At 66.2% G+C, this 18,690-nt stretch carries 15 protein-coding genes and 1 tRNA gene; 3 read left to right on the top strand and 13 right to left on the bottom strand.

Annotation, left to right across the window (positions count from 1 at the left end; all coding sequences use genetic code 11):
* The first annotated feature begins 2 nt into the window (after nucleotides 1-2).
* Nucleotides 3-635 (top strand): acyloxyacyl hydrolase, encoded by a 633-nt coding sequence (locus NCW75_10420; GenBank protein ID UYV11711.1) that lies wholly within the window; start codon nucleotides 3-5, stop codon nucleotides 633-635.
* A gap of 9 nt (nucleotides 636-644) precedes the next feature.
* Here the strand turns inward: NCW75_10420 and NCW75_10415 are convergent, their stop codons facing one another.
* From NCW75_10415 to NCW75_10360, 12 genes are all read right to left on the bottom strand, one after another.
* Nucleotides 645-1,604, bottom strand: coding sequence for a diguanylate cyclase (locus tag NCW75_10415; protein ID UYV11710.1), 960 nt, complete (start codon nucleotides 1,602-1,604; stop codon nucleotides 645-647).
* Between the two features lie 31 nt (nucleotides 1,605-1,635).
* Nucleotides 1,636-1,986 (bottom strand): Hpt domain-containing protein, encoded by a 351-nt coding sequence (locus NCW75_10410; protein UYV11709.1) that lies wholly within the window; start codon nucleotides 1,984-1,986, stop codon nucleotides 1,636-1,638.
* Nucleotides 1,987-2,088: 102 nt separating this feature from the next.
* On the bottom strand, nucleotides 2,089-3,432 hold the full coding sequence (locus tag NCW75_10405) for a CinA family nicotinamide mononucleotide deamidase-related protein (protein UYV11708.1): 1,344 nt from the start codon (nucleotides 3,430-3,432) through the stop codon (nucleotides 2,089-2,091).
* A gap of 117 nt (nucleotides 3,433-3,549) precedes the next feature.
* The gene (locus NCW75_10400) at nucleotides 3,550-4,236 is read right to left on the bottom strand and encodes a VPLPA-CTERM sorting domain-containing protein (protein UYV11707.1); all 687 of its coding nucleotides are present in this window, start codon (nucleotides 4,234-4,236) and stop codon (nucleotides 3,550-3,552) included.
* 184 nt (nucleotides 4,237-4,420) lie between these two features.
* Nucleotides 4,421-8,629 carry a tetratricopeptide repeat protein gene (locus NCW75_10395; protein ID UYV11706.1) on the bottom strand — a complete coding sequence of 1,403 codons (4,209 nt, stop codon included), beginning with the start codon at nucleotides 8,627-8,629 and terminating at the stop codon, nucleotides 4,421-4,423.
* A 61-nt stretch (nucleotides 8,630-8,690) separates the two neighbouring features.
* A complete protein-coding gene (locus NCW75_10390) occupies nucleotides 8,691-10,829 on the bottom strand; it encodes an AAA family ATPase (protein UYV11705.1) in 2,139 nt (712 codons plus the stop codon).
* The gene (locus tag NCW75_10385; GenBank protein UYV11704.1) at nucleotides 10,826-11,539 is read right to left on the bottom strand and encodes an EpsI family protein; all 714 of its coding nucleotides are present in this window, start codon (nucleotides 11,537-11,539) and stop codon (nucleotides 10,826-10,828) included. The genes NCW75_10390 and NCW75_10385 overlap by 4 nt, the downstream gene beginning before the upstream one ends.
* Nucleotides 11,540-11,559: 20 nt before the next feature.
* On the bottom strand, nucleotides 11,560-12,450 hold the full coding sequence (locus NCW75_10380) for an exosortase/archaeosortase family protein (GenBank protein ID UYV11703.1): 891 nt from the start codon (nucleotides 12,448-12,450) through the stop codon (nucleotides 11,560-11,562).
* Nucleotides 12,447-13,667 (bottom strand): glycosyltransferase, encoded by a 1,221-nt coding sequence (locus NCW75_10375; GenBank protein UYV11702.1) that lies wholly within the window; start codon nucleotides 13,665-13,667, stop codon nucleotides 12,447-12,449. The genes NCW75_10380 and NCW75_10375 overlap by 4 nt, the downstream gene beginning before the upstream one ends.
* A gap of 3 nt (nucleotides 13,668-13,670) precedes the next feature.
* Complete coding sequence (locus tag NCW75_10370; GenBank protein ID UYV11701.1) at nucleotides 13,671-15,035, bottom strand: nucleotide sugar dehydrogenase; 1,365 nt, start codon at nucleotides 15,033-15,035, stop codon at nucleotides 13,671-13,673.
* Between the two features lie 71 nt (nucleotides 15,036-15,106).
* Nucleotides 15,107-15,595 carry a hypothetical protein gene (locus tag NCW75_10365; protein UYV11700.1) on the bottom strand — a complete coding sequence of 163 codons (489 nt, stop codon included), beginning with the start codon at nucleotides 15,593-15,595 and terminating at the stop codon, nucleotides 15,107-15,109.
* On the bottom strand, nucleotides 15,592-16,065 hold the full coding sequence (locus tag NCW75_10360) for a hypothetical protein (GenBank protein ID UYV11699.1): 474 nt from the start codon (nucleotides 16,063-16,065) through the stop codon (nucleotides 15,592-15,594). The genes NCW75_10365 and NCW75_10360 overlap by 4 nt, the downstream gene beginning before the upstream one ends.
* A gap of 184 nt (nucleotides 16,066-16,249) precedes the next feature.
* On the opposite strand from NCW75_10360, the gene NCW75_10355 reads away from it, so the two are divergent.
* Together NCW75_10355 and NCW75_10350 are read left to right on the top strand one after the other, a co-directional pair.
* Nucleotides 16,250-16,322, top strand: a tRNA-Phe gene (locus NCW75_10355).
* 126 nt (nucleotides 16,323-16,448) lie between these two features.
* On the top strand, nucleotides 16,449-17,819 hold the full coding sequence (locus NCW75_10350; GenBank protein UYV11698.1) for a hypothetical protein: 1,371 nt from the start codon (nucleotides 16,449-16,451) through the stop codon (nucleotides 17,817-17,819).
* An 82-nt stretch (nucleotides 17,820-17,901) separates the two neighbouring features.
* Here the strand turns inward: NCW75_10350 and NCW75_10345 are convergent, their stop codons facing one another.
* Nucleotides 17,902-18,687 (bottom strand): spondin domain-containing protein, encoded by a 786-nt coding sequence (locus NCW75_10345; GenBank protein UYV11697.1) that lies wholly within the window; start codon nucleotides 18,685-18,687, stop codon nucleotides 17,902-17,904.
* Between the last annotated feature and the right edge of the window lie 3 nt (nucleotides 18,688-18,690).

The raw sequence follows: 18,690 nt of genomic DNA, 5'->3' as shown, positions 1-18,690 counted from the left end.
CCATGCGCAAGGACGCGACGGATATCTTCTGCCTGATGTTGGGCCTGCTGGCGGCACCCGCGATCGCCCAGGACACGGCCACGCCCGACCCCGGTGAGCGGCTGCGGTTCGTGCAGACGCCCTGGGGCCAGCAGAGCGACCAGGAGATCGATCCGCCGCCCGGCTATTGCGCCGAGGGCTGCGCGACCTGGGTCGTCTCCTACTCGGGGGCCTACGAGGGCGATGGCTTCGACCAGGGCATCACACTCAGCTACAACCGCTTCCTCGTCGACGACATCGAGTGGTTCGTCGAGGGCGGGCTGTGGTCGTTCTACGACCGCGGTGGCGAGGCCGCCTACGGCCTGAGCGCCAGCATCGGCTTCCGCTGGCACTTCCTCACGCGCGAGCGGTGGACGATGTTCGCCGACGTGGGCATCGGCGTGCTGGGCACGACCGACGCCGTTCCGCCCGAGGGAACGGAGTTCAACTTCATGCCACGGGCGGGCATCGGTTTCACACGCGAGATCGCCGAGAACGTCCGGTTCATCGGCGGGCTGCGCTGGCACCACATCTCGAACGCGCGCACACGCGGCGATTCGCGGAACCCGTCACGCGACGCGCCGCAGCTCTACGCCGGCCTGGTCTTCCCGTTTTAGCGTGTTGGCTTAGCTGGCCGCGGCGAGCTTGGGCTTGCCCTTGGTCAGCGGCGAGACGATCACGCGGTTGCGGCCGCTCTCTTTGGCCTTGTAGAGCGCGGCGTCGGCGTGGGCGACCCACTGATCGGGCGAGAACCCGCACGAACCTTCGGCACCGGCCACACCAATGGACACGGTGATCTTGCGATCGGGGTGGGCCGGCCAGTCCCGCTCGGCGATGGCCTCGCGGATGCGGTTGCACAGCGTCTGGGCCTGATCGGGCGTGGTCTCGGGCATGATGACGGCGAACTCTTCGCCACCGTACCGGCACGCGATGTCCGAGCCGCGGGCACTCTGCGCGATGATGTCGGCGGCGCCCTGCAGGGCCGCGTCGCCGGCCGGGTGGCCGTAGTTGTCGTTGATGCTCTTGAAGTGGTCCAGGTCGAGTAGTGCCAGCGAGAGGGGGCGGTTGCTCCGCTCGGCGGTCGTCACCAGCTGGGCCAGCCGCTCGTCCAGGTGGCTGCGATTCCACAGGGCGGTCAACCCATCGAGTTGGGCGCGCTCGCTAAGCATGCGCACCAGCCGGTGCATCCGAAGGGACGACCGCATCCGCGCGCGAAGCTCGGCCAGGTCGAACGGCTTGGTGATGTAGTCCATCGCGCCAAGCGCGAAGGCCATCACCTTGTCCTGCGAGTCTTGCTGGCCCGAGAGCACGATGACCGGGATGTGCGTGGCGTCTTCCTTCGCGCCCAGAGCGCGGAGCACCTCGAAGCCATCCATGTCGGGCATGCTCAGGTCGAGCAGCACGGTGGCCACGTCGGCGGTGCAGATGAGCTCCATCGCTTCTTTGCCCGAGTTGGCGTGACGCAGCTCGATCGCCTCGTCGCGCAGGCGGGCCTTGAGCAGCCGGTGGACCAGGGGCGAGTCGTCCACCACGAGCACGATGGGTCGTGCGGCTGGTGTGACGGGTTGGTCGGCGGACTCGCTCAAGGGCAGCTCCTGGCGGTTTCGGAATTCAACATCAAGCGGCGGACTCGGACGACGACAGACGGATCCGCCCGCACGCCTCGAGCAAGGGCGTGGTGGCGGCGCGAATGGCGGCAACTTCTGAGTTGCTTGCGTCGAGAAGGTCAAGCAATGCGCGTTCCGTGGTCGCCGCCACGGTCCCGAGCGCTGCGAATCCATAACCACCGGCGGCGCCCTTCAGTTGGTGGGCGATACGGATGGCCTTGCTCAGGTCGCCGGCTTCGACGGCCTTGTGCAAATCGTCTCGCCGCTCGGGCATCTCGGCAACGAACAACGCGACGATCTCACCCAGGTCGGGGTCGTTCTCGTACACGCTGAGCATGGGCTCAAGATTGTGACCTGCCATCTCTCCGCCTCCTCGGCCTGGCTTGCACGGAGGTCATCGGCGGATTCCAGACCCGAATCGAGTGAACCTGTCATGGCTCTGACAAATCTGGTTGTTGCCGAGTCAGGCGTCCTCCCAGAGCAGTCGGTGTTCGGTCTGGCCACGGATGGCCTGCAGCCCGATAAACAACGCCGTGTTGGCCGACCAGAGCCGGATCGCGTCGCGATTGCCGGCAAATCGGAAACCCTTCGCGCGTGCCGGCTGGCCCCTATGGGCACACCCGACCCAGACCGTGCCAACGGGCTTCTCGGACGTGCCGCCATCCGGGCCGGCGATGCCGGTAATCGAGAGCGCAAGATCGACACCGGCGCGATCCGCGGCCCCAACGGCCATCGCCCGCGCGACCTCAGCGCTCACCGCCCCGCAGGTGTCGAGATCGGCCTGCGGCACGCCAAGTTCGCGCAGCTTCATCTCGTTGCTGTAGGTGATCCAGCCCCCGGCATAGGCACGAGAGCTCCCCGGTTCGGCCGTCAAGATCTGCCCTACGAGCCCGCCGGTACACGATTCGGCGGTCGCAATCGAGATGCCATGGGTTGCCGCCTCATCCAGCAGCGTGCTGCCGAGCGTCCTGTTCTCGCGGCTCACGACGTATCCCGCAGCCAAACGCTCGATGGTGGCCAGTGCTTCTTCCACGGCCAGCAGGGGCTCGGTTGCCCGATACGGTCCGCGCACCGGCCGCGACGGCTCGGCCCGGACGCGGCACGTCACCATGCCCGATGAGGCGGTGGTGCCGACGGCGGGGTTGTTGTCGCGGTGCATCAGGTCCGCGATGCGGGTCGCCAGTTCGCTCTCGCCCAGGCCGAAGACTTGTGCGACACGCAACTCGGCGTGGGCAACGCCCGGCAATCGGCGGAACTCTGGCGCGAGAGCCCTTTCGAACATGGGCCGCATCTCGCGCGGTGGTCCGGGCAGGCACGCGATGAGTCGCGGACGGCCCAGCACGTGTACCCGAGCCAGCATGCCCGGGGCGGTGCCATGCTCGTTGGGCAGTCCCTCCGCGCTCGCGGGCCGAAGGGCCTGCACGAGGTTGGCTTCCGGCATCGTTCGGCCGCTACGCTCGAATCGCCCGCGGATCGCTTCGACGGCCCGCGGATCTTCGACGAGCGGCTGGGGTTTGCCTGAAAGCAGTTCCAGAGCCCGGCCGAGCGCCTGGCGCGTGAGGTCATCTGCAGTGGGGCCCAGGCCCCCGCCAACGATGACAACATCAGCCACGCCGACCAGATGCACGATGGCGTTGGCGATCGTCTCGAGATGGTCGGGGACGGTGCGATGTTCGGCCACGAGCACACCGGCGGCACCAAGCCGATCGGCGAGCCACTTCGAGTTGGTGTCGAGCTTCTCGCCCAGCACCAGTTCGTCACCGATAGAGAGCAGCGCTGCGAGGGGGCGTTCGGAGGGGTCAGTCATTGCGAACGAGCCTAGCGATCATCCGGCACCATGGGCGCAGAAAAAACGCGCGCCAGCGTATAGCTGGCACGCGAATATCAGACAAGATGGATAAGCTCCGCCCTGGGAGGGGGTGGGTCAGAGCACGCGGCGACGGCGGACGGCGGCAACGCCGAACAAGCCGGCAAGTGCCAGAGCGCCAGCACTCGGCAGCGGGATAGCCACCATGTACAGGATGCTCTGGCGATCCGCACCACTCACGATGCTCGTGAGGTTCAGGGCGCGGACGCGACCAACCGAGGCGGTCGTGCCCCACACCGAATCGACCAGGGTCTGGGCGCTCGCACTCAGGTTCGCGAAGTTCGCGCTCGAGGCATCAGCGGTCGCGGCGGTGAAATCGACGGCGCCGAGCTCTTCCTCGAGGTACCAGAACGCGTCCTGGACGGCGTTGTTAAACGCGGTGTTCGACTGGCCCATGGCCGGCCCGATCGCCCCAGACACAAACTGGCGGTACAACTCGGCCGTCTCGGCGCTGAGCGGGTCGGGCGACCCGCCGCCAACACCACCCGACCGCACGACGGTGTCGATCGAGAAGTTGTACGTGCTCTCGGCGATGGTCTCGTCATACTCCAAGCAGAACGAGCTGAAGCTGCCGAGATCGCCGGTCATGAGGAACTCGCCGCCGCGATTACGCTCGACGGTGCCGGGAGCACCGGGAAGCGGGTCATGCCGGGTGCTGTCGCCGAAAGTCACGGTCACGGTGCTAGCGGTGGCCGCCGTAGTGGCCAGGGCGACCAAGAGGCCGCCATAGATCGTCTTCTTCATTTTAGAACTCCCTCCGGACGGATATCCGATAATCTCTCTTTCTTTCGCGCGATGGTCAACACCACCGAACACCCGAACAATACCACAGGTTTGGGTATCAATGCAAGCGTAAGTGCGTGTATTTAATCACGCTTACCGTCAAACGTGACAAGAATTCATGTAATGTTCGGTTTTTGATAAAGTATCACGGCCCGAGAGCCTCTCGAAGCGTCTCATATCGCGTTTGTTGGGCCGTTGTCCATGTGTCATTCGGCCGCAACCGCCCGAACGACTCGGTCGCCTCGGTCCGCCGATTCACGGCCAATAGGGCCTCGATGCGCCCGAGCCGGAGCGAGGGCGTGTCGGCGATCGCCAGCCCGTCGTCAAAGGTGCTCAATGCCATCGCTGGATCACCCGAGGCAAGCAATGCCGCCCCGAGTGTGTGGTGGAAGACCGCGCGATCCGAACGGGGAAAGCTCGGGTCATCAGAGAACGATACGGCTTCGCGGGCGAGGGCTACCGCTCGGTCGTGTTCGCCGAGTTCGGACGTAAGCAGCCACGCCGCGTTGTTGAGCAACGCGGGAACCTTGGCTCCTGACAGGGCCAGGGCCCGCTCGTACGCCGCCACGGCAGGAGAGAAATCTCCTTTGGCCTCGAGCGCGGTAGCCAGGATCGCGACCAGTTGCCACGAGCCGGCCCCGGAGCGTTCGGCGTCCTCCGCTAGAGCGACCACTCGGTCGGCAACACTTGTGTCTTCGGTGCGGTCATAGAGCACCATCCACGACGACGCCAGATTGAAGGTGCCCTCGATGTCTCCCGCAAGCAGTGGCGTCAGCATCACGAGCCAGTTCGAGGCTCGGTCGGTGTTGGCTTGTGTGTCGGGTGCCACGACAGCCACTGATGCCATGAACGCGGCCCAGGCGGTGTTCTCTTGGGCAAGGGGCAGGAGGATGCCCTCTGCCTCGTCCATCCGATCGGCGGCGGTGAGCGCTTCGGCGAGCGAGCGTGCAGCGTGCTCGTGATTGTCGATGTCTGACAGCATGCGATCGAGTTGCGGATCGAGCAGCCCGATCGCGCGGTCGACGTTGCCCCGGCGATACTCGGCGATACCCAATGCCATGTCGGCTTGGGCCCGAGACGCTTCGTCGTCGGCCAGCGAGCGCCATTCGCCCGCCGTGCCGAGTGCTTCCTCGAACCGTTCGAGTTCGAGCAAGAGTTGCGTGGCGTCACGGGCTGGGCGCGGGTCGCCGGGCAGCGATGCCATCGCGTCGCGCGCCCGGCGGGCGGCCTCGTCGGGCAGGCCGAGGTGCTGGTACGCGGCGATGAGCAGCGGCCACAAGGGATAGAAGGTGGCGCGGCGCTTGGCTAACGAATCAAGCGCTTGAGCGGCTCGGGCCGTGTCGATCTCACCGGCGACGTATCGCCGAGTAATGGCGCCCAGTTCCCTCATACTCTCGTTGGCATCCTCGCGGCCGGCTGCCGAGGTTGCGAATCGAGCCATGCGATCGAACGGGGTCGCTTCGGTATCGGAATCGATAGAGGCCCGGAATGCGGCGATGTCGGTATTGCCCGGAAGCGCGGCCACCGCACGGTCGAGCAGCGCGACGGCCTCGTCAATCCGCATCTGGCCGACCAGCATGCGCGCGGCTTCCATCCAGGCATCGGGGCTGTTGGAGGTCTCCGCATGCCTCGTGAGATAGTCAAGGGCCCGCTCAACCTTGCCCTCGCCGTTGAGGTACTGCGCAATGATAATGGCGCGCGATCCGGCTTCGGAACTGGCGGGCAGCGCTTCGAGGCGGGCGAGGCCCTCATCGAAGCGGCCGACACGTGCCAGCAATTGCGCCGCGTAGATCTCGCCCTGGGGCGCAAGCTCGGCATCCAACGACTTGATCTCGAGTTCGGTCAGTGGCTGGCTCGATCCGCGCGAGCGCGACGCGACCCCGGCGAGCAAGACGTACTCCGGGTAGCCTTCTGTTGCGAGAGATTCGACATCGCGTGCCGCCAGATCGTGCATCCCTTGACGCTGGAGCAATTGCAGCCGCACCGCACGAGACTCTGGGGGAACGTTGCCACACTCGACAAATTGCCGCAAGCGTGTGGCGGCTAGCTCGCTCCGACCGAGGCTCTGGAGTCGGTCGATCAGGCGTGGGAGCGCAGCAAGCGGATCGTTGCCATCGGCGGCCGAGGCCAACGCCTGGAGCTCCGACTCGATCGTTCCGTTGCGCTCGAAGGCATCGGCCGCGATGAGCATGGCGCGTGTGTCCCGCTTGCCGCGAACGCTGGTGAGCACGGGCTCGAGCAGGACGACAGCAGCGTTTGCGGCCTCGATCGAGCCATCATTTTCCAGCAGCCGGCTGGCCTCAAACACGCGCCAGTCGAGGCCGGCCTCGCCCTGGGCTTCACGCAAGCGGGCGATAATCTGGCCCGCGCGATCGGCGTCTGCCCAGATGGCCGTCGCACTGAGGATCTCGATCTGGACACGCGGATCGCCCGCGTTGCTCGCAGAAATCCGTTCGAGGGTGTCCAGGCTCTGCGCGTCGGCGATGGCGTTGGCGAGCTTGATCCGGGCAAGGGTCCACTCGTGCGTGGAGCCCGACTCGACGCTGCCGGCCCTCCGGTCGAGCAGCTGCCGGGCCTCATCCACCTGCCCGATTTCGGCCATGCCGATCGCGGCGGCGGCGATGTGACGCGGCGACGTGGCCGTCACCGCGACACGATCGATAATGGCCTCGGCGAGCTCGGCATCAACAGCTTGCAAGCTGCCCGCGAAACGAACCGCCGCTACGGCGGCTTGAGCGGCCTCCGAGCCCGCCAACCGTTGGGCCACCTCGCGTGCCCGGTCGGTTTCGCCACGAACCAGGGCACCACGGCCGACCGCGGCGAGGAGCACCGGGTTGTCAGGGCTGGCCACGAGATACTCGTCGAGGGTAGTTGCGTTCTCGTCGCTCAGGGTGCCACTGGCCTCGATCATGCTGGCTAGGGCATCGCCAAAGAGTTCCGTGCCGCCGGCAGACAGGCGGAGGCCCTCGTCGCTGTTGAGCACCGAGAGTGCATCGGCAGCCCGTCCCTCGCTGAGCAGGATGCCCGCCAGGGCGAACCTCGCCCGCCGCCAGCTTGGTTGCTGGCCGAGCCCGGCCAATCGCTCGATCGCTGCGCGTGTGCTGTACCGGCTCGCATCGTCGATCGCGTCGTAATACTCGCCTGCGGCATCGGGGCCGAGCGTGTTGATCCCGCCCGTCCCATCTGGCACGAGGGGTTGCTCCGAAGCGATTTCGCCTCGTGCCGCACGTGCCGCCGCATCGACGACCTGCCGCCAGCGATCGGCGCGGTTGGCGTGTTCTTCGTCGACCTGTTCCTCGAACGCCTGTCGAAGGCGATTCGCGGTCTCCTGGCCTTCCATGCCGAGTTCCATGGCACCAAGCAGGCCCCAGCCGAAGACCGATTCGTTCACGGAGTCGAGGCCTATGGCGCGCGTGGCCATGTCGACGGCGCGGCTGGGTTGGCCCGATCGCCACGCGCGGCCGGCGGCGACTTCGAGCAGGTGCGGCGCGAGTTCTTCTCGTTCGAGCCACTCCACCAACCACACCTCGGATTGATCGAATAGCGCCGTGTTCCGGGTTCTGGCGGCGATCAGCTCGAGCGAATCGAGCAGCATCCGAGCACCGGGGCCGTCGGTCGCGCCCGCTTCGCCGGCTTGCAACAGGATTTCGGACGCTCGTTGCGGCTGGTTCGCGTCGTATTCGACGGTTGCGCGGAGCACGGCCATCGAGGTCGTGCCCGAGTGCTTGGGGGCCACCTCGTTCTCGAGATACTCACGCTGCACGCGCGCGCTGCGACCGGATTGCTGGAGCACCCGGAGCATCTCCAGGTGGGCCTCGATGGCTCCGTCCTGCGAAACCACGAACTCCCGAGCCGCAGCGATCGCCTCGTCCTCGTTGCCGCGGCGAAGGTTCGCCCGGATACGAAGGAGTGCGGCCTTGTCGTTTTCTGGATCGAGTTCGAGCAAGTCGCTGGCAACTTCGGCCATCTCCTGCCAGTTGCCGAGCATCTCGTGGATGTCGAGCAGAATCTCCCTGGCTCGGATGTTCTGCGGATCGAGCAGCACGGCCTGGTCCAGGAAATTCCGGGCGTTGGTCAGGTGCTTGGCGTTGGGTTCTTCGAGGTACCGCTGCGCATCGCCCAGGGCGGTCCAGACCTCGGGCTCGTCGCGGTGGTATCGCACGTACAGGCCCAGGCTGCGGCGGGCAGTGGCGTAGTCCTTGGCTTCGTAGGCGGCCATGCCTTCGGTCCGAGCGGTCTCGGCCATCTGCGCACGCCGCATCTTGCGGACCGCGGTACCGCCAACGCCGGCAAGCACGATCACGCCGCCCACAGCCGCCAGAACGATCAAGCGTCGCTTGGTTCGCCGGTTCATTGCACGAGTCTCCCTTTCGCGAATCCCTGCGCCGGGGTCAACGGTCGAGCGTCAGCGCGGCTCATACGCTGGCCGACATGGATCTGGCCTGCTCGGCATCTGGCCTCGAGGCCGCGCGCGAACGCACGCTGATGGATGCGGCACTGGTGCTGCGTTCAATATCGCCGCGGGCCGCACGGTTGAACACCATGCCGATGCGTCCGGCATGGAACCGGTGCAATCGGTCGATGGCGACCTTGACCAGACGCGTGTTCTGGCCACGAGAAACGACGAGCACGATTTGATCGGCGTGGGGTACCACGGCATTGGCTTCGAGGCTGCCCAGGATGGGACCCGTGTCGATCACGATCGCGTCGTATCGTGGTCGTAGCGATGCCAGAAGTTCTTCCATCGCCTGGCTCGACAGTTGCTCGGCATCGAATCCCTCGGCCACGCCAGCGGGCATGAGATCGAGATTCGAACGGCCCTCGACCTCGTGGATCTGCCCGTTGTCATGAGCGCTGGCCACGCGATCGGAGAGGCCCGAGAGTCGGCGAGCCGAGAGGCGGCTGGTCACACCCCGGCCGATTAGGTCGGCGTCGATGAGCAGGGTCTTTCGCCCAGCGCGTGACATCGAGGCAGCAAGGGCGGCGGCCAGCGTGCTCTTGCCCTCGGCGGCTGTGGCGCTGGTAACCACGATCACGCGTGCGTTGCCAACGTGCGGCACCGACTCAAGCAGGCTGCGAATCTGGTGGACGCCGGCCTGCGCCGCCTCGTCGGCTTCGATGCGACCGTCGGCGACCTGCGGCACGAGCCCGAGCACGGGCGGTGCCGCAGCCTCTTCCTCCAGGTCGGCAACGTAGCGGTAGCGGGGGTGCAGCAGGCCATACACGGCGAACGCGGCGACCGAGAAGCCCATGCCCCCGAGCGCTCCCATCGCGGCCAAAGGCCTGCGCCGGTCCTCGCTCGGTTGGTAGGGAACCTCGGCCTGCTGGGCGATGCTGATGCGGCCTTCGGTGGAGTTCTGCCGTTCGGTCCGCAGGCTCTCCAATCGGCTATTGGCCAGATCGAGCCGATCCTGCGCCGCCTGGGCCTCGGCTTCGAACGCTTGGATATCCAAGGCGATCTCGCTCAATTCCTTTGCCTCGTTGGCCAGAGAAGCTCGGATCGCTCGCAGCGCGTCATAACGCTGGCGGGCCCCGCCCAGGCCGGTGCCGCCGGTTGGCATCTCAAGCCCAGATTCCTTGAGGAAAGCCATATGCTCGTCGATGCTCAACTGGACAGCGGCCAACTGGGCCTCGTAGTCGAGGTAGTCCGGGTGGATCTCCGTCACGCGTGAGAGCAGCGCGGACATGTCCTGTTCGATGGACCGACGGCGGCCGACGAGCCCGTTCATGTGGGAGTCGACAAGGGCATAGTCCTCGGGGGTCAGGTCGCGTACGGGCACATCGGCATCGTCCTCGGGCCGTTCCTGGAGCAACGTTGGCACCTCGATCTCGAGTGCCTGGATCTGCTTCTCCAGAGTCTCAACCTGGCTCTGGACGAACATCCTGCGCCGTTCCAGATCGACCAGCCCTCGCGCCTCGGCCAACTCTCGGGCCGACCTGAGGTATGAGTCTCGATCGCTGCGGGTCGTGGATGCGATCTGTTCGATGGCGTATTCCTGGTCGTCCCAAAAATCGGACGCTTCATCGGTGGCGATCGACTCGTAGGACGTGAGGATCGTCTGGGCCACGTCCTTGGCAAGCCGGGGGTCGGCCATCGTGACGCGGACGTAGATCTCGCGGCCGCCTTTGGGAACCGAAACGGTGGTGGCCCGCTGGAGGCGTATCCAGTTGCCCGGGTCGGGAGGCAGCAGCGATTGCTCGGCCAGCTTGGTTGCGGCATCCTGGAGAACACGGGGGCTCTCGACCATGGTCGCCTGCGAACGAACATATGACTCGAACGAAGCGATCTTCTCCGTAAATTCGTTGGTGTAGATCAGCCTCCGGCCAGCCGGATCGATGTTGATGATGCCCATGCTGGTATACACCGGCGGCATCAGCTTGTACCCGACCAACGCCCCGGGGATGGCAAGCACCACGCCAATCACGATCGCCAGGAGATACCGCCCGCGCAGCGCGCGGTGGACCAGCAGCACAGGGTTGATGGTGTGCCCCTGCTCCTGCGGCTCCTCGGTCTCCATCCAGGCGTCCAGATGCGGGTCCTGATGGCTGCTCACGTGCTCTCCCCTTCACCTTCCCGGCCCCGGGCGATCGCCCCGATGAGCCCCTCTAACTCGTCGGCGACGCTCCGCTCGATCCGCTCCCGCGTGGCCGGGTCCATCTGGGCATTGGTGATGATCTGGACCTGGGCCGCCCCGAGCCCAGAACTCCACCGTGTCCGCGTCACGCGATCCAGGGCGCGATCATCGCGCCCCAGTGGGTCATCGGCTCGCGGGACCACGAACGTGTTCGCGATCACGCGAGATACCCTCGCCTCGCCATCGCCGCGGCTGACGTGGTAGCGCGTGATGGGTATCGGACCGCCCACGGAACGGTCGATGTGCTCGCCGTTCACGCTGTCCACGTCCCAGCCGTTGCTCGGATAGCACACGGGAGGGTAATGTCCCATCATATCCCGAACGTCGCCGCAATGGACGACGAGGATCGAGAATCGCGATCCTGTCAACGGATCCTTGTACTCGCGCTGGAGCAACTTATTCGGTCGGAGCAATTCAACAGCGGCGGCGAGCGCTGGCCTGTCCTCGCCGATGTAGCTGTCGATCTGGTCGGGTAGGGCTTCGATGGCCGTGCGGACGTTCGCGAAATACGCGTCGCTGCCGCTAGGCCGAATCGAGACAAGGGAATACACCGACATCCCGGCAAGGATGAGTGCCGTAAGCGGTGCGGCCAGCATGGCCAGGGCGGGTTTTCGCGATTCGCGGGCCATTATCCTCCGCAGCACTATCGTCAGTCCGGACGCTTGGGTTCGATCGGCACCTCGAGCCAGCGGCACAACGCCACCGAGCCCCATAACACGCCCAGCGCGACCAGCAGGACGGCCCAGCCGCTCACATCATGGGCGAAGTCGGCAACCTCCCGGTCGGTGTGTCCATAGAACAACACCGTGGGCCCCAGCCGCAGCACATTGGCGAGCAAGGCCACGAGAGGGCTCAGCGCCAGGATGGCAATCCGAGCCCAAGGCCGCAGGGGCATCGAGAACGCGAACGCGTAGGCCACCAGCGCGAGCGCCACGACCATGCGCATGCCGTTGCACGCCTCGGCCACCGCCACGTCGACACCGTTGATCTGCAGGACGTTGCCCATCCGAATCACGGGCTGGCCGATCAGGTCCATCAACCACTCGGTGATGGATGCCGAGGCGTCTTGCAAGGGCAGCGCGATCTGCTGGCGCACGCGGCCCGGCACGGGAACCAGGAACAGCAAAGCGCCGAACGCGGGCAGTGCCTTCAGCGGCCAGCGCCACCCGGCAACCGCGACAACAGCGGCCATGAGCAGGACCACCATGCCGAGGTCTTTCAGAACGTCAATCTGGGTGGCGAATCCGGCGAAGTCCATCCCGACACCCAGCGCCGCTATTGCCACGCCCCACATCGAATACGTGGGAACCACGGCCGAAAGCGACTCGCGCCGCAGCCAGAGCAACAACCCGACCACCGGGAGCACCAGCAGGATGTGGGAGTACTCCGAACTCCGCAGCGCCAGGTCGAGCACGTTCTGCCACGAGGGCAACGCGGCAAGCACGGCGAGCATGAGGAGCACCACGAGCCACCCCAGGCGGGCGGTGGTCCAGCCGCTGACGGTCTCGGTCTTTGGGATGGTCGCGGCCACCGAGGTCATGCTGATTCCGTATGCGAGATGCCACGCTCGCGTAACGCTCCGAGCACCGCGTCGGCCTTGGCCGTCCACGTCTGCTCGCGCACGCGATCGCGGCCCGGCGCGGGGTCAAAGCTCTCGGCCAGTGCCACACGCACATGCCCGGCGAATTGTTCGGCCGTCTCGCCCACACGCACCAGCCCGTCGTACCGTTCCAGTTCGGGGAAGGGCGTGCTCACGATTGGCCGCCCCACCGCAAGATACTCCTTCAGTTTCACCGGGTTGCACGCACGGATCCACTCGCTGCGGTTCCACGGCATGATCAGCACGTCGGCCGCGGCCATGTAACCGGGGACTTCGTTGTAGGGCCGCTGCCCCAGCAGCCGCACGTTGGGCAGCTCACACCAGTCCTCTGGCAGGCTACACCCGCCCACGAGCATGAATGTCGCCTCGGGCACGGCCTTGGCGACTTCGAGAAACAGGTCAGGGTCGAATGTGTGCGCGTCGATGCCGCCGATGAAACCCACGACCGGGCGTTGCAGGCAATAGGTATCGTCCGGCGGCTCGGTCTCGCCCGTGCCCGCGGCCTCGAAGGGCGCGTAGTCGACCCCATGATCCACGAACGCCGCCTCGCGCGGCTGCTCGCGTTCCTGGCCCATCAGCCAACTCGAGCAGAAGAGCGTGACGTCGGCCCGGTCCTTGAGCAGCCGATCAAACCGCGAGATGCGTTGCGGGTCGACGCCCTTGAATTCTTCGAAACGATCGGTGCGCTGGTATACCACGCCCACGGGATCGAGCGCATCGACCACCGGCTGGCCGGGCGGGCACGCGACCCACACCAGCGGGTTCGTTATCCCAGCCTTGCGCGCGGCCCGGCGGACCTGCCAGACCAGCGCCTTCTCGTTCGCGCCCGAGCCCATGCCCGCCGGCGCGACCACCGGGCTGAGCACCCAGAACGTATCGCGCACGCGGGTGAGGCCGTGCTTCAGGCTCTTGAGCTTGCGGAGCACGCGCTTGGCGAACATGCCGCCCTTGCCCGGCCTGGGCACACGCATGCCGATGGAGTTGATGTACAACACGGGCACGTGCGCGCTGAGTTCTCGCATCATCTGCAGGTCGTAGTGCCCGCGGTTGTGGTACCACCAATCGACCCCGCCGAAGCAGATCACGCCATCGAAGATGCGCATGGCTTCGGGCTGCATGCTCACCTCGTGCGTGCGTGTGCTGGCCAGGGCCGCCACGGGTCAGGCCTTCACGAGCCGGTCGCCCATGCTGCCGGCATGGGCGGCCATGGCGTTACGCGTGTCGACCACGAGCGACCCGTGCTGCGCGATGGCGTCGTAGTCGAAGGCCTTGTGGTTGGTCACCACGACGACGGCGTCGTACTTCTTGATGTTCTCGGGGGTGAGCTCCACCGAGTGCATCTGCAGGTCGTGCTTGCGTACGGGCACGGTCTTGGCCACGTGCGGGTCGCTGTAGTCGACCGATGCGCCGCGTTCGCGGAGCAGCTCGATGACCTCGAACGACGGGCTCTCGCGCGTGTCGTCGACGTCGGGTTTGTAGGCCAGGCCCATCACAAGCACCTTCGACCCATGCACTGGCTTGCCGGCCGAGTTGAGGGCGGCGGCTAAGCGATCGATCACGTACGCGGGCATGGCGTGGTTGATCTCGCCGGCCAGCTCGATGAACCGCGTGACGTGCCCGAACTCGCGGGCCTTCCACGTGAGGTAGAAGGGGTCGATCGGGATGCAGTGCCCGCCCAGCCCCGGGCCGGGGTAAAAGGGCATGAACCCGAACGGCTTGGTGCTGGCCGCCTCGATGACCTTCCACACGTCGATGCCCATGCGCGTCAGGATGAGCTTCATCTCGTTGACCATCGCGATGTTGACCGCCCGGAAGATGTTCTCCAGCAGCTTGGCCGCCTCGGCGATCTCGGCGCTGTCCACGCGGTGCAGGTTGTCGATGCCCTTGGCGTACATCTGCATTGCCAGGTCGGTCGCGGTGTCGTCGAGCCCGCCCACCAGCTTGGGGATGGTGCTGGTGCTGTGGCTCTGGCGGCCGGGGTCCTCGCGCTCGGGTGAGTAGGCCACGAAATAGTCGGTGCCGCACTCGAGGCTCACGCCCCGCTTGCTCGCCTCGCGCTCGATGGCCTCAAGGAACTCGCCCCGCGTCGTCCCGGGGTAGGTCGTCGACTCGAGCGCGATGAGCTGCCCGGCCCGCAGCGTGCGGCCGATCTGCTCGCCCGCGACGACCACGTAGCTCAGGTCGGGCTCGTGGTGCTTGCCCAGCGGCGTGGGCAGGCACACGATGATCACGTCGGTATCGGCAAGGCGGCCGAAGTCGGCGGTGGCCTCGAAGCGGTCGCTGCCCGAGAGCGTCCGGGTCATCTCGTCGCCCAGGTGCTTCAGATAGTTCTCGCCACGCCCGAGCGACTCGATCTTCGACGAGTCCACGTCGAGGCCCAGCACGGGCAGGCCGCCTTCGTGCAGGCTGGCCGCCAGGGGCAGGCCCACGTAGCCCAGGCCGATGACGCCCACCAGAGCGGTGTTCGTCTCCAGTTTGGTCTTGAGATCAGCCGCCGCTGTCGCTGCCATCGTCGCTTCGCTCATTTGAAGGTCCACTCCAGGAGTACCCCCGGGCTATCGGCCATCACAGGGGCCGGCATGATCGTATCAGTGGGCTATCGGTCCTGGCTTGGAAACACCACGCCACGCACGGCGGCGATGAGTGAATCCTGGGCATAGGGCCCGATCGTCCCGGTTGACGCAAGGTCGTCCAGACGCCCCAAACGCTCGACGAGTTCGGTTTCGTCCATCGCGACGGCCACCTTGCCCAGTTCGCTCAGCCGCTGGGCGGTGGCGATCTGGTGATCGTTGCGGGTCTCCCGTAGATCGCCCCGCCGCGGCATCACCAGGATGGGCTTGCCCATCGTCAGTGCCGTGATGATCGACCCCATGCCCGCGTGGGCCACGATGACGCTGGCGGCCCGGGCCCGCTCGGTGAACTCGGGAGGCTCCAAAAAGCCCACGTGCTCGATGTGCTCGGGCGTGTACTCCGCGGGCCCGATCTGGGCGAATACGTCGCTTCGGCCGGCGTCCTTGGCCCACTGGTCAACCGCGCGGACCAGGCGGTCGAAGGCCATCTGGGCACCCACGGTGACGAAGATCACAGCACGCTCCCGTGGCAGGTTGGACCGTCGTCTTCGGCCAGATGCGGCCACTGGGTCAGCCACAGCGACGCCTTGTCCTTCACCAGCATCCCGGTCATCGACATTTCCTCGACGTTGGCGATGCTGTCGAGCCAGATGGTTCGGGCACCCAACAACTTGCCCAGCCGGATGGCGAAGTAGCCCGGGGCCGCCCCGGTCGAGATCACCACGTTCGGCCGGACCCGGAGCATGATGAACACCAGCCTCAGGGCCATCTTGAGCAGGCCGACCTTGTCCCACCGCGTCGCGTCATTGATGGCGATGAACCGCTCGCCCGGCACGTCGCTGGCGTAGGCCGGGCGAACGCTCACGTAAGTGACCCTGGCCCCCTCGAAGGCCGGCCGAAGTCGCAGGAGTTGCACCCAATGCCCGCCGCCCGAGGCGATCGCCAGAACACGCGGGGTCTGTTTGGATGCTTTCTCATCTGCCAACGCCCATGGCCCTCCTGCCCGACCGGCTATCGGCCGTTGTCCAATCTGCCTTGAGCCCCGGACATGAGGATACGACCGATCGTGCCACCGTCCCCCGAATCTCGCCCGGCAGATCGCTTCCCGGCGGCTCCCACGGGGTGTATACTGGCCCCTGAGGCCGCCGGGACCAGTTCCGGCGGCCTTGGGGCAGATAGCTCAGTTGGTAGAGCACGGCATTGAAAATGCCGGTGTCCCCGGTTCAAGTCCGGGTCTGCCCATTGCCCGAGAATATTCGCTGCTTTCCGTTACTTCGTTTGGGCCCAACGATAAAGGAAGGTGCGGGCGTGGATACATCAGGTTTGAAGCTTTTTCGACGTTGGGCATGGCCTGTTGTCGCCTGTGCGTTGACACTCCCCGCCTGCCACGGCCCGCGAAGGGCCGACCTCGCCGCCATCTACAACACCCCCGCCCAGCAGATCGGCGACGCACGCACGCCGGTGGTGGTCATCCCGGGCATTCTGGGTTCGAGGCTCGAGAACCGCACGACCGGCCAGAAGGTCTGGGGCGCGTTCACGTACGGTGCGGCCGACGCGGACACGCCCAAGGGTGCCCGCGAGATGGCGCTGCCGATGGCCATGGGCGTGCCGCTGAAAGATCTGCGGGACGACGTGTACAGCCCGGGCGTGCTCGACCTGGTCGTGGCCGACGTCACGCCCTTCCGCCGGATTCGCATCGGCGCGTACGTCGACATCCTCACCACGCTGGCGGTGGGAGAGTACCGAGACGAAGAACTCGGCAACAGCGGGGCCATCAACTACGGCGGGCTGCACTACACCTGCTTCCAGTACGGCTACGACTGGCGGCGCGACGTCTCGGAGAACGCCGCCGAGTTGCACCAGCGCATCCTCGACGGCCAGCAGCAGGTGCGCGAGGGGCGTGACCTGCCCGCCGACGAGCATGTCAAAGTCGATGTCGTTGCGCACTCCATGGGCGGGCTTGTGCTGCGGTACTACCTGCGCTACGGGCCCACGCCGTTGCCCGAGGACGGCTCGCTGCCCGAACTGACCTGGGCCGGTGCCAAGAACGTGCGCAAGGCCATTCTTATCGGCACGCCCAACGCCGGCTCGGCCAAGGCCGTCGAGCAACTCGTCAAGGGGCTCAACCTCAATCCCCTCTTTCCGAACTACCGCCCCGTGCTGCTGGGGACCATGCCCGCGATCTACCAGCTCATGCCGCGCACACGCCACGAGAGCGTCATCGATGCCGAAACCGGCGAGCCCATCGACATGCTCGACGTGGCGACCTGGGAGAAGTACGGTTGGGGCATGGCCGATCCGATGGCCGACAAGGTGCTGGAGTGGCTGCTTCCCGAGGTCGAGTCGCCCGAGGAGCGGAGGGCCATTGGTATGGACCACCTGGCCAAGTGCCTCGCACGGGCCGACCAGCTCTTCCAGGCCATCGACATCCCGGCCGCTCCGCCCGAGGGCACCGAAATCTCCATCTTCGTCGGTGATTCCGAAGCCACCCCGGCGATCCTGAGCGTTGATGCCAAGGGCAAGCTCAAGGTGGCCCAGAGAGCCCCGGGTGATGGCACGGTCGTCCGAGCCAGTGCCCTCATGGACGAACGGCAAGCGATGGAGTACTCGGTGGGCCTGAACTCGCCCATCGACTGGCACCGCGTGCAGTTCATCGGCGCCGACCACCTCGGCCTGACCCGCTCGCACGACTTTGTGAACAACATGCTCTATCAGTTGCTCGAAGAACCGGTCGAATGAAAACAACCGCGGCCACACGTCCCCTGGTGCGGCCGCGGTCGGAAAGACCAAGGCTGTTTGAAGAAGTCGAGTCGCGGACGAATCAGCGGCGGCGACGCGCTGCCAGACCAAGCCCGGCCAGCAGACCCACGCTGGCCGCGCCTGGGGCGGGCACGATCGTGATCCGGCCGATCAGGTCGCTCTCGGTGAACACGCGTGTGATCTCGTCGCCCGGCGCGGTCGTCGTGCCGATGATCGAGTCGAGGTAGCTGTCGGCACCTGGACGCGAGAAGAACAATTGGATGTCCTCGAACTCGTCGGTGCCAGCGGTGGCATCGATACCCGCGACAAAGGCGGGGCCATCGGTGATGTCGTTCACCTCGGTGCCGTTGTCGTACACGCTGCGGCCGAAGATGTCGATGGTGATCGGGCCCAGGAAGGTGCCGCTGTCGTCGAAGATCTCGCGGCGCACATCGTTGCCCACGAACAGGTCGTTGGTTGGCACGACCATCGAGGCGTAGTTGAAGTAGCGGTTGACGCTGGCATCGCCCACGTCGATGCTCATCGTGGCGCTCTCGCCCGGACTGAACACCGGCGGGCCGCTCGGGTCGGCGAACGTGGTGTCGACGCCCATCGGCTGCTCCATCGCGAAGCGTGCTGTCAGCGGGCCGGTGTCGCCCAATTCGGCGATGGACGTGATGCCACCAGAGGCGGGCGACCCCCCATCGAACACGTCGAACGTGCCGTCATGGAAGCCGACCCAGAATGGCGTGAACGCCATCCCGCCGGGCTCCTGGAGGTTCTCGATCCGGATATCAACAGACTGCGCCATCGCGGGCGCGGCGGTCAGAGCCGCGAGCCCGAGCATCAATACGGTGTTGCGATTCATGTT

The organism is Phycisphaera sp., from assembly GCA_025916675.1.
In the GTDB taxonomy this organism is placed as follows: domain Bacteria; phylum Planctomycetota; class Phycisphaerae; order Phycisphaerales; family UBA1924; genus JAHCJI01.
The sequence above is the reverse complement of the archived record's forward strand: the minus strand, read 5'-3'. Positions and strand labels throughout refer to the sequence as shown.

Excerpts from the sequence above, each read along its gene's own strand:
- NCW75_10420 (UYV11711.1), top strand. The coding sequence starts at position 3 with ATGCGCAAGGACGCGACGGATATCTTCTGCCTGATGTTGGGCCTGCTG.
- NCW75_10410 (UYV11709.1), bottom strand. The coding sequence starts at position 1,986 with ATGGCAGGTCACAATCTTGAGCCCATGCTCAGCGTGTACGAGAACGAC.
- NCW75_10405 (UYV11708.1), bottom strand. The coding sequence starts at position 3,432 with ATGACTGACCCCTCCGAACGCCCCCTCGCAGCGCTGCTCTCTATCGGT.
- NCW75_10400 (UYV11707.1), bottom strand. The coding sequence starts at position 4,236 with ATGAAGAAGACGATCTATGGCGGCCTCTTGGTCGCCCTGGCCACTACG.
- NCW75_10395 (UYV11706.1), bottom strand. The coding sequence starts at position 8,629 with ATGAACCGGCGAACCAAGCGACGCTTGATCGTTCTGGCGGCTGTGGGC.
- NCW75_10385 (UYV11704.1), bottom strand. The coding sequence starts at position 11,539 with ATGGCCCGCGAATCGCGAAAACCCGCCCTGGCCATGCTGGCCGCACCG.
- NCW75_10380 (UYV11703.1), bottom strand. The coding sequence starts at position 12,450 with ATGACCTCGGTGGCCGCGACCATCCCAAAGACCGAGACCGTCAGCGGC.
- NCW75_10370 (UYV11701.1), bottom strand. The coding sequence starts at position 15,035 with ATGAGCGAAGCGACGATGGCAGCGACAGCGGCGGCTGATCTCAAGACC.
- NCW75_10345 (UYV11697.1), bottom strand. The coding sequence starts at position 18,687 with ATGAATCGCAACACCGTATTGATGCTCGGGCTCGCGGCTCTGACCGCC.